This window comes from Phenylobacterium sp., assembly GCF_041913825.1.
Lineage (GTDB): Bacteria > Pseudomonadota > Alphaproteobacteria > Caulobacterales > Caulobacteraceae > Phenylobacterium.
The window spans coordinates 1-7,734 of the sequence record NZ_JAYSEO010000008.1; the positions used below are offsets into that span (position 1 = coordinate 1).

Here is a 7,734-nt window from a genome sequence, read left to right on the forward strand (position 1 = left end):
TTCGCCAAGGCGATGATCGACGAGGGCTTCCACCCGATGACCATGTACTTCCCGCTGGTCGTCCACGGAGCCATGCTGATCGAGCCAACCGAGACCGAGTCCAAGGCCGAGCTCGATCGCTTCTGCGAAGCGCTGCTGGCGCTCGCCAAGGTCGCCAAGGCCGGCGACGTGGAGCGGTTCAAGGGCGCGCCGTTCCTCGCCCCGCTGCGCCGGCTCGACGAGACACAGGCGGCCCGGAAGCCGAAGTTGACCTGGAAGCCGGAGCCGGCGGCCGCTCACGCGGCGGAGTGACGACGGTCACGGCGGCGGCCATTAAGGACCGCTAAACCGTCTGTGTCACTTCGGTAACGGGAACTGTGTCTTCGGCGCCATGCGCTGGGGAATAGGCTCCCGTTAGCAAAATTTAACGCGCCTGCGCCTTTACGAGTCTTCGGGGCGTTCGCATATCGGGTGAGCGTAGCGGTGGGAACCTCCCCAAGCCCCCGCGCGCTCTCGGGTACCAAAATGTCTCTGGCCATGCCCTCCCCGCGCGCGCGTCCGCGCGCCTCGACCGATCTCGCCCCCGAGATCCTGAGCCGCCTCGTCCGGGGCGGGCTCGTCGTGCTGGGCGGCATGATCGTGGTGGCCGGCGTGGTGATCGCGCCGTTGCCGGGGCCGGGCGGGATCCCGGTGATCGCCGTCGGCCTGGTGGTGATCCTGCGCAATTCCTACAAGGCCAAGAAGATCTTCATCCGCGCCCACCGGCGGTGGCCCCGGGTGGTGCACCCGATCCGCCGGCTCATGCGCAAGGAGCCCGAGATCGCCTCGGTCTTCTGGCAGCAGTACCTGCGCGTGGAGCGCTTCGCCCTGCCCAAGCGGTACCGGGTCGGCGTCCGCGGCCGGCACTTCGTGAAGCGCCACTTCGGCGGCGAGGCCTAAACCACCCCACAAGAAGAAGCCCCGGAGCACGCTCCGGGGCTTTGTCTTTGCTGCGCGCTCGCCGAGGCTACTGGAGCTTGGCGGCGAGCTGCGGGATCGCGCGGTCCACGAGCGGGTCGGCGGTGGCGCCGGCGACGCGGCCGGACAGCACCTGCTCGGCCATCTGCACCGCCAGGTCGGCGGCGGCGGCGCGGACCTCGTCCATCGCCCGGCGCTCGGCCTCCGCGATCTTGCGCTCGGTCATGTCCTGGCGCCGCTTGAGGCTCTCCTCGAGCTTCGCCTTGGCTTCGGTCTCGTAGGCGCGGGCCTGGGCCTGGGCCTGCTCGAGCATCGCCTTGGCGTCGGACTCGGCCTTGGCGCGCTCCGCCCGCAGGTCGGCCAGCAGGCGCTCGGCCTCCTGGCGGATGCGCGCGGCTTCGTCGAGGTCCGACTGGATCGCCTTCGACTTGGCGTCGAGCATCCCGGCCACGGCCTTCGGGGCCTTGGCCACGAAGATCACGATCGCCAGGAAGATCAGTAGACCGATGAAGACCCAGAACTCGGCTTCCGCGGGATTCAGGAAGGCGGGCATCAGGCGGCTCCTTGACGGGCCATGGCGGCGGCCTCGGCGGACGAGGGCGCAGCGCCGGTCAGCTTCTCCACGATCGCCTGAGCCGTGTCGGCGGCGATGCCCTGGACGTTGCTCATGGCCTGGTCGCGCATGGCGCGGATCCGGGCTTCGGCCTCGTCCATCTGGGCCGCGAGGCGCTGGTCCTCGGCGGCCTGGCGGGCGGCGAACTCGGCCGCGGCCTTGGCCTGGGCGTCGGCCGCCACGCGGCGGGCCTCGGCGCGGCCCTGGGCGATCTCGGCCTGGGCCGCGGCCGCCTGGCCGTCAGCCTCGGCCTGCACGCGGCGGGCTTCCTCGAGAGCGCCGGCGATGGTCTCCGCCCGCGTGTCCACGACCCTGCGCAGCCGGGGCACGAAGACCCGGGCCAGCAGGACGTAGAGCAGCGCGAACAGGATCAGCAGCCAGACGATCTGGCCGCCCCAGTACTCGAAACGGAACTGTGGCAGGCCGCCGCCTTCGCCGCCGTGCTGGGCGACTTCGGACGTTCCGGCCGGCACCTCGTGGCCGTGGACCGCTTCCGCGGCCTCGGCGGCGGGGTTGCCGTCGTGGTCACCCGTGTGGGTGGGGGTCGTAGCCATCGGAGGCAAGTGTTCCTAGGCCGCTGACGGGCGGCTCCGGACCGGAGCCGCCGTTCTGCGGAACTGTCTTAGGCGGCGAAGAGGATCAGCAGGCCGAGCACGAAGGCCAGGATGCCCAGGGCTTCGGTCAGAGCCGCGCCGAGGATCAGGTTCGTGAACTGGCCGCCGGCCGCCGACGGGTTGCGGGTCGCGCCTTGCAGGAACCCGCCGAAGATGGTGCCCACGCCGATGCCCGCGCCGATCATGCCGAGGGTCGCGAGGCCAGCGCCGATGAACTTAGCCGCTTCCGCTTCCATGGTGTCCTAGTCCTAGTTCAGAAGGTTGAAGTGTTGAGGGTTTCAGGTCCGGCCGTCAGTGGTGATGGCCGAGGTTGACCACGTCGTTGAGGTAGACGCAGGTCAGAACCGCGAAGACGAAGGCCTGCAGGAAGGCCACGAGGAACTCGAGCGCGGTGAGCGCCACGACGCCGCCCAGCGACAGGGCCGCGGCCGGGATAGCCAGCAGGCCAAGGCCGCCGCCGGCGGCCAGCGCGCCGAGCGAGACCACGAAGCCGGCGAACACCTTCAGGGCCACGTGGCCGCCCAGCATGTTGCCGAACAGACGCAGGGCCAGGGTGACCGGGCGCAGGGCGAAGGAGATGAACTCGATGGGGGTGACCAGGATCAGCATGTACCAGGGCACGCCCGCGGGGACGAACAGCTTGTACATGGCCGCGCCGTTGCGGACGAAGCCGACGATCAGCACGAGCAGGATGGTCATGATGCCCAGCGTCGCGGTGACCGCGAGCTGCGAGGTGGCGGTGAACACCAGGAACATGCCCAGCAGGTTCATCACCAGGACGAACAGGAAGATCGTGAACACATAGGGGAAGAACTTCCGCCCCTCGTGGCCGATGATGCTGCTCGTCAGGTTGTCGATGTAGCCGAAGACGCCCTCGCCGATGAGCTGGAGCCGTCCGGGCACCACGGCGGGCTTGGCGGTCACCGCGGCGAAGAACGCCACGATCAGGCCCGCCGCCAGCGTCATCGCCAGCGTCGAGTTGGTGAACGCCATGTCGATCCGGCCGAGGCCGGGGATCGTGAAATCGGGGAGGTCAACGATCTTCGTGACCTCGAACTGGTGCATCGGGTCGGCCATGCCGCCTCGAACTCCTCAATCTTCGTCTTCGTCGTCCGGGGGCAGGTCCGCGGGCGGACCGTATTCCCTCGCGACCTCGGCCGACATCTGCTGGGCAGAGCGGACCGCCATCCAGATCGACACGCCGAAGCCCACCAGGACTCCGACGATCATGCCCCAGGGTCGGGAGCCCAGGACCACGTCGGCGATCGCGCCGAACGCCAGGCCCACGAACACCCCGCCGATCAGCACGCCGATCAGCCGGTACCCGTACCCCGAGACCTTGGCCGCGGCGGCGTCGTGAGACACCTGCTGCGCCTGGCGCGCCTCCAGAGCCTTGGCCCGGGCGTTCAGGCGCTGGAGCGCCTCATCACGCGATTCGTCCGGGTTCGGCATGGGCGATACGCCAACGGCCCGCCGCGTCGCCGCGGCGGAGGGGGCTTGAAAGTCGCGCGGAACCTATAGACCGCGCTGCGGTGCGTCAAGGCTGGGCGACAGCTTCTTAGAGCGTTGACTTTACTTGCGTTTTAGCGTCGCCACACATTGCCGCAGCGACAACCTCCGGCCTACTCGGCCGCCATCGCCTCGGCTTGCTTCAGATCGACGCTGACGAGCTGCGAAACGCCACGCTCGGCCATGGTCACGCCGAACAGCCGGTCCATCCGCGACATGGTCACCGGGTTGTGGGTGATGGCGATGAAGCGCGTCTGGGTGCGACGCCGCATCTCGTCGATCATGTTGCAGTAGCGGTCGACGTTGGCGTCGTCGAGCGGGGCGTCCACCTCGTCCAGCACGCAGATCGGCGCGGGCTGCGCCAGGAACACCGCGAAGATCAGCGCCGAGGCGGTCAGCGCCTGCTCGCCCCCGCTCATCAGGCTCATGGTCGCCAGCCGCTTGCCCGGCGGGCAGGCGTAGATCTCGAGCCCGGCCTCCAGCGGGTCGTCCGATTCCACCAGCCGCAGCTCCGCCTGGCCGCCCTGGAACAGCGCCTCGAACAGAGTCTTGAAGTGGCCGTTGATCACCTCGAAGGCCGCCACCAGCCGCTCGCGGCCCTCGTGGTTCAGCTCGTCGATGCCCTGGCGCAGGCGGGCGATGGCGCCGGTCAGGTCGGCCTTCTCGCTCATCATGCCCTGCAGGCGGCCGGACAGCTCGGCCGCCTCCTCCTCGGCGCGCAGGTTCACCGGGCCGATCTGCTCGCGTTGGCGCTCCAGGTTGTAGAGGTGCGCCTCCATGCCGCCGGCGTCGCCGGGGATGGCCACCGCCTCGTCGGCCAGCCGCTTGGCGAGCTCCAGCGGCTCGGCCTGGGCGGTCTCGCGGATCTGGGCGGTGACCTCCTGCAGCCGCTGGATGGCGGCCTCGGCGTGGGCGGCCAGGCTGGCGCGCACCTCGCGCGCCTCGGCGGCCTGGGCCTCGGCGGCCCGCAGGCCCCGCTCGGCCTCCGCCCGCTCGCGCTCGGCGCCGGCGAGCGCATCGGAAGACTTCGCCCGGCGCGCCTCGGCGGCGGCGAGGTCGTCCAGCAGGACCGCGCGGCGCTCGGCCAGGGTGTCGGGCTGGGAGCGCACCCGCTCGAGGTCGGCGAAGGCCTTGCCGCGGGCCTCGGCGAGCAGCTCCAGCCGCTTGGCCGCGGCCTGGGCGCGCCGCGCCCAGTCGTCCCGCTCGCGGGTGAGCTGCTCCCGCCGCCGCTCGCGGCCGGCGCGCTCGCGCACCTCGACGTCCAGGGCCGTGCGGGCGGCCGCCGCCGCCTCCCGGGCGCGCCCCGAGGCGGCGCCCGCGCCCGCGGCGGCCTCGGTGGCGGCGGCCAGCGCGGCCTCCACCTCGGCGTACTCGGCTTCGAAGCGGCGGATCACATCGTCCAGGGAGGCCGCGTGCGCCTCGCGGCGCGCGGCCTCGCGCTCGAACCGCTCCACATTGGCCCGCACCTGGCCGAGCTTCTGCTCCAGCGGCGGCGGCTCGCGCCGCGCGTTGCGCAGGGCCTCCTCGGCGGCCTTCAGGCGCGCGGCGGCCTGCGCCATGGCCTCGCGCCCGGTCGTGGCCCGCGGCTCCAGCTTCTCGATCTCGGCCTCGACCTCGGCCAGGCGGGTCTTCTGCTCCAGCCGCACGGCCGCCGGCTTCGGCGCCTCGGCCCGGGCGGTGAAGCCGTCCCAGCGCCAGAGGTCGCCTTCCCGCGACACCAGCCGCCCGCCCGGCGGCAGCAGGGCTTGCAGCCGGTCGCCGTCGGCGCGCTCCACCAGGGCGGTGAACTTCAGCCGCGCCGCGAGCGCCTCGGGCGCCTTCACCAGCGGGCCGAGCGGGACCGCGCCCTGCGGCCACGTCGCCGCGTCCACCTCCCGGCCACCCCAGTAGGCGGGCGCCTTGGGATCGAGGGCGGCGTCGAGATCGTCGCCCAGCGCCGCGGCCAGGGCCTTCTCGTAGCCGCGCTCGGGGGCCACGGAATCCAGGGCCGGCGCGAAGCCGCCGCGGCGCGCCTGGGCGACCAGTCCGGCCAGCGCGCGGGCCTCGGCGGTCAGCCGGCCGAGCTGCTCCTCGAGCTTGCGCCCGCCGTCGCGCGCCGCGCTCTCCGCCTCGATCGCCTTCGCCCGCTCCTCTTCGGCGGCCTCCAGCGCGGCGCGGGCGGCCGTCAGCGCCGCCTCGAGCCGGCCGAGTTCGGCGCGGGCTTCGGCCGCCTGCGGGCTCGCCTGGGCGTTCAGGGCGGCGCGTTCGCTGCGGGCCTGGTCGAGCGCGCGTTTCGTCCGGGCGAACCGGCCCTGAGCCTCCTCCACCCGCTGGGCGGCGGCGCGCCGCTGGGCCTCCTCGACGGCGGCCTGGGCGGCCAGCTTCTCCACCTCGGCCTCGGCCGCGGCCCGGGCCGCCTCGGCCGCCGCGACGGCGGCCTCCAGTTCCGGCGTCCGTTCCGGCGCGGCGGCGATCGCCGCCTCCACGGCCGCCAGGTCCTCGGCCAGCCGTTTCAGCGCCGCGTCGGCGTCCTCGACGATGTGCGCCTCGCGGGCCTGGTCGGCCTCGATCCGCGCCACCTCCTCGGTCAGCCGCTTCAGCTCGGCCGCGTGGGCCTCGTCCTCGCGGTCCAGCCGGTCCTTGTCGATGGCGAGCTTGTGCAGGATGGCCGCCGCGATGGTCTCGGCCTCGCGCAGCGGCTTGATCGCCTCTTCGGCGGCCGCCGCCCGGGTGGTGGCGGCCGCGGCGGCCCGGGCGGTGTCCTCCACCGCGCGGACGGCGGCGGCGGCTTCCGAGCGCAGCCGCTCGGCCGCCTCGCGGGCCTCGTTCCAGCGCGCCACGAGCACGGCGCCCTGCAGCGCGCGGATCTCGGCCGACAGCTTCTTGTACCGCTCCGCTTGGCGCGCCTCGCGTTTCAGCTTGTTGAGCTGGGCTTCCAGTTCGCCGCCCACGTCCTCCAGCCGCGCGAGATTGGCTTCCGCCGCGCGCAGCCGAAGCTCGGCCTCGTGCCGGCGGGTGTGCAGGCCCGAGACGCCGGCGGCCTCCTCCAGGATCATGCGGCGGTTCTGCGGCTTGGCCGCGATCAGCTCCGAGATCTGCCCCTGCCGTACCAGGGCCGGCGAGTTGGAGCCGGTGGAGGCGTCGGCGAACAGAAGCTGGACATCGCGGGCGCGGACCTCGCGGCCGTTGATCCTGTAGGTTGATCCCGCCCCGCGGTCGATCCGCCGGACCACCTCGATCACCGGGCTGTCGTTGAACGCCGCCGGCGCCGTACGGTCGGCGTTGTCGATGGTCAGCGAGACCTCGGCGTGGTTGCGCGAGGGCCGGTTGGCGGCGCCCGCGAAGATCACGTCGTCCATGCCGCCGGCCCGCAGCGACTTGGCCGAGTTCGCGCCCATCACCCAGCGCAGGGCTTCCAGCAGGTTGGACTTGCCGCAGCCGTTCGGCCCGACGATGCCCGTGACCCCGGGCTCGATCCTGAACTCGGTCGGATCGACGAAGGACTTGAAGCCCGCAAGGCGCAGCCGCTGGAAGTGCACGCCCCGGCGGCCTCCCTACTTCTTCCCCGCCGCGGCGATGGCCGCGTCCAGGTCGGCCAGCGTGTGGACGTCCACCGGCTTGCCGTTGACGAAGAAGGTGGGCGTGCCCTGCACGCCGTCTTCCCTGACGGCGCGCTCGATCCGGGCCTCCATGGCCGCCAGTTGCGCCTCGTCGGTCAGGCAGGCGTCGAACTGGGCGTCGCTCACCCCGTTGGCGCGGCCGATCTCCTGCAGGATCGGCTTGATGGCGCCCGCCTTCCACCGCGGCTGGCTGCGCATCACCTCGTCGACCACCTTGAAGTACCGGTCCGGGGTCGCGCCGTTGCAGCGGGCGAGCAGGAAGCCGGCGACCGCCACCTGCTGGGGCGGCGTCGGCAGCTCCTTCAGGGTGTAGCGGACGCGGCCCGTATCCACGTATTTGGCCTTGAACGCCGGGAAGACCTCCGCGTTGAAGGCCGCGCAGTGCGAGCAGGTCACCGAGGCGTACTCCACCACGCTGACCTTCGCCTTGGGATCGCCGAGGCTCATGTCACCCGGCGCGGCG

The 7,734-nt window shown here is 72.3% G+C and carries 8 protein-coding genes and 1 pseudogene; 2 read left to right on the top strand and 7 right to left on the bottom strand.

The genetic code is table 11. The features are described from left to right. Together ACE3Q8_RS07880 and ACE3Q8_RS07885 are read left to right on the top strand one after the other, a co-directional pair. Positions 1-291: pseudogene (locus ACE3Q8_RS07880) on the top strand (aminomethyl-transferring glycine dehydrogenase subunit GcvPB); the annotation flags it as partial. Positions 292-516: 225 nt separating this feature from the next. Then, a complete protein-coding gene (locus ACE3Q8_RS07885; RefSeq protein ID WP_374469715.1) occupies positions 517-918 on the top strand; it encodes a hypothetical protein in 402 nt (133 codons plus the stop codon). Positions 919-985: 67 nt separating this feature from the next. Here ACE3Q8_RS07885 and ACE3Q8_RS07890 read toward each other — a convergent pair whose 3' ends face one another. From ACE3Q8_RS07890 to ACE3Q8_RS07920, 7 genes are all read right to left on the bottom strand, one after another. Then, a complete protein-coding gene (locus ACE3Q8_RS07890; protein ID WP_374469716.1) occupies positions 986-1,489 on the bottom strand; it encodes a F0F1 ATP synthase subunit B in 504 nt (167 codons plus the stop codon). Further along, on the bottom strand, positions 1,489-2,103 hold the full coding sequence (locus tag ACE3Q8_RS07895) for a hypothetical protein (RefSeq protein WP_374469717.1): 615 nt from the start codon (positions 2,101-2,103) through the stop codon (positions 1,489-1,491). Before ACE3Q8_RS07895 ends, ACE3Q8_RS07890 begins: the two co-directional genes overlap by 1 nt. Before the next feature lie 68 nt (positions 2,104-2,171). Continuing rightward, positions 2,172-2,399, bottom strand: a complete 228-nt coding sequence (locus tag ACE3Q8_RS07900) for a F0F1 ATP synthase subunit C (protein WP_257815053.1) — start codon at positions 2,397-2,399, stop codon at positions 2,172-2,174. A gap of 55 nt (positions 2,400-2,454) precedes the next feature. Next, positions 2,455-3,240, bottom strand: a complete 786-nt coding sequence (locus ACE3Q8_RS07905) for a F0F1 ATP synthase subunit A (RefSeq protein WP_374469718.1) — start codon at positions 3,238-3,240, stop codon at positions 2,455-2,457. A gap of 15 nt (positions 3,241-3,255) precedes the next feature. Continuing rightward, positions 3,256-3,615, bottom strand: a complete 360-nt coding sequence (locus ACE3Q8_RS07910; RefSeq protein ID WP_374469719.1) for a F0F1 ATP synthase assembly protein I — start codon at positions 3,613-3,615, stop codon at positions 3,256-3,258. Positions 3,616-3,785: 170 nt separating this feature from the next. Beyond that, positions 3,786-7,190 carry an AAA family ATPase gene (locus ACE3Q8_RS07915; protein WP_374469720.1) on the bottom strand — a complete coding sequence of 1,135 codons (3,405 nt, stop codon included), beginning with the start codon at positions 7,188-7,190 and terminating at the stop codon, positions 3,786-3,788. 15 nt (positions 7,191-7,205) lie between these two features. Beyond that, positions 7,206-7,734 (bottom strand): DsbA family protein (locus ACE3Q8_RS07920; protein WP_374469721.1); only part of this gene is annotated, 529 nt, incomplete at its 5' end.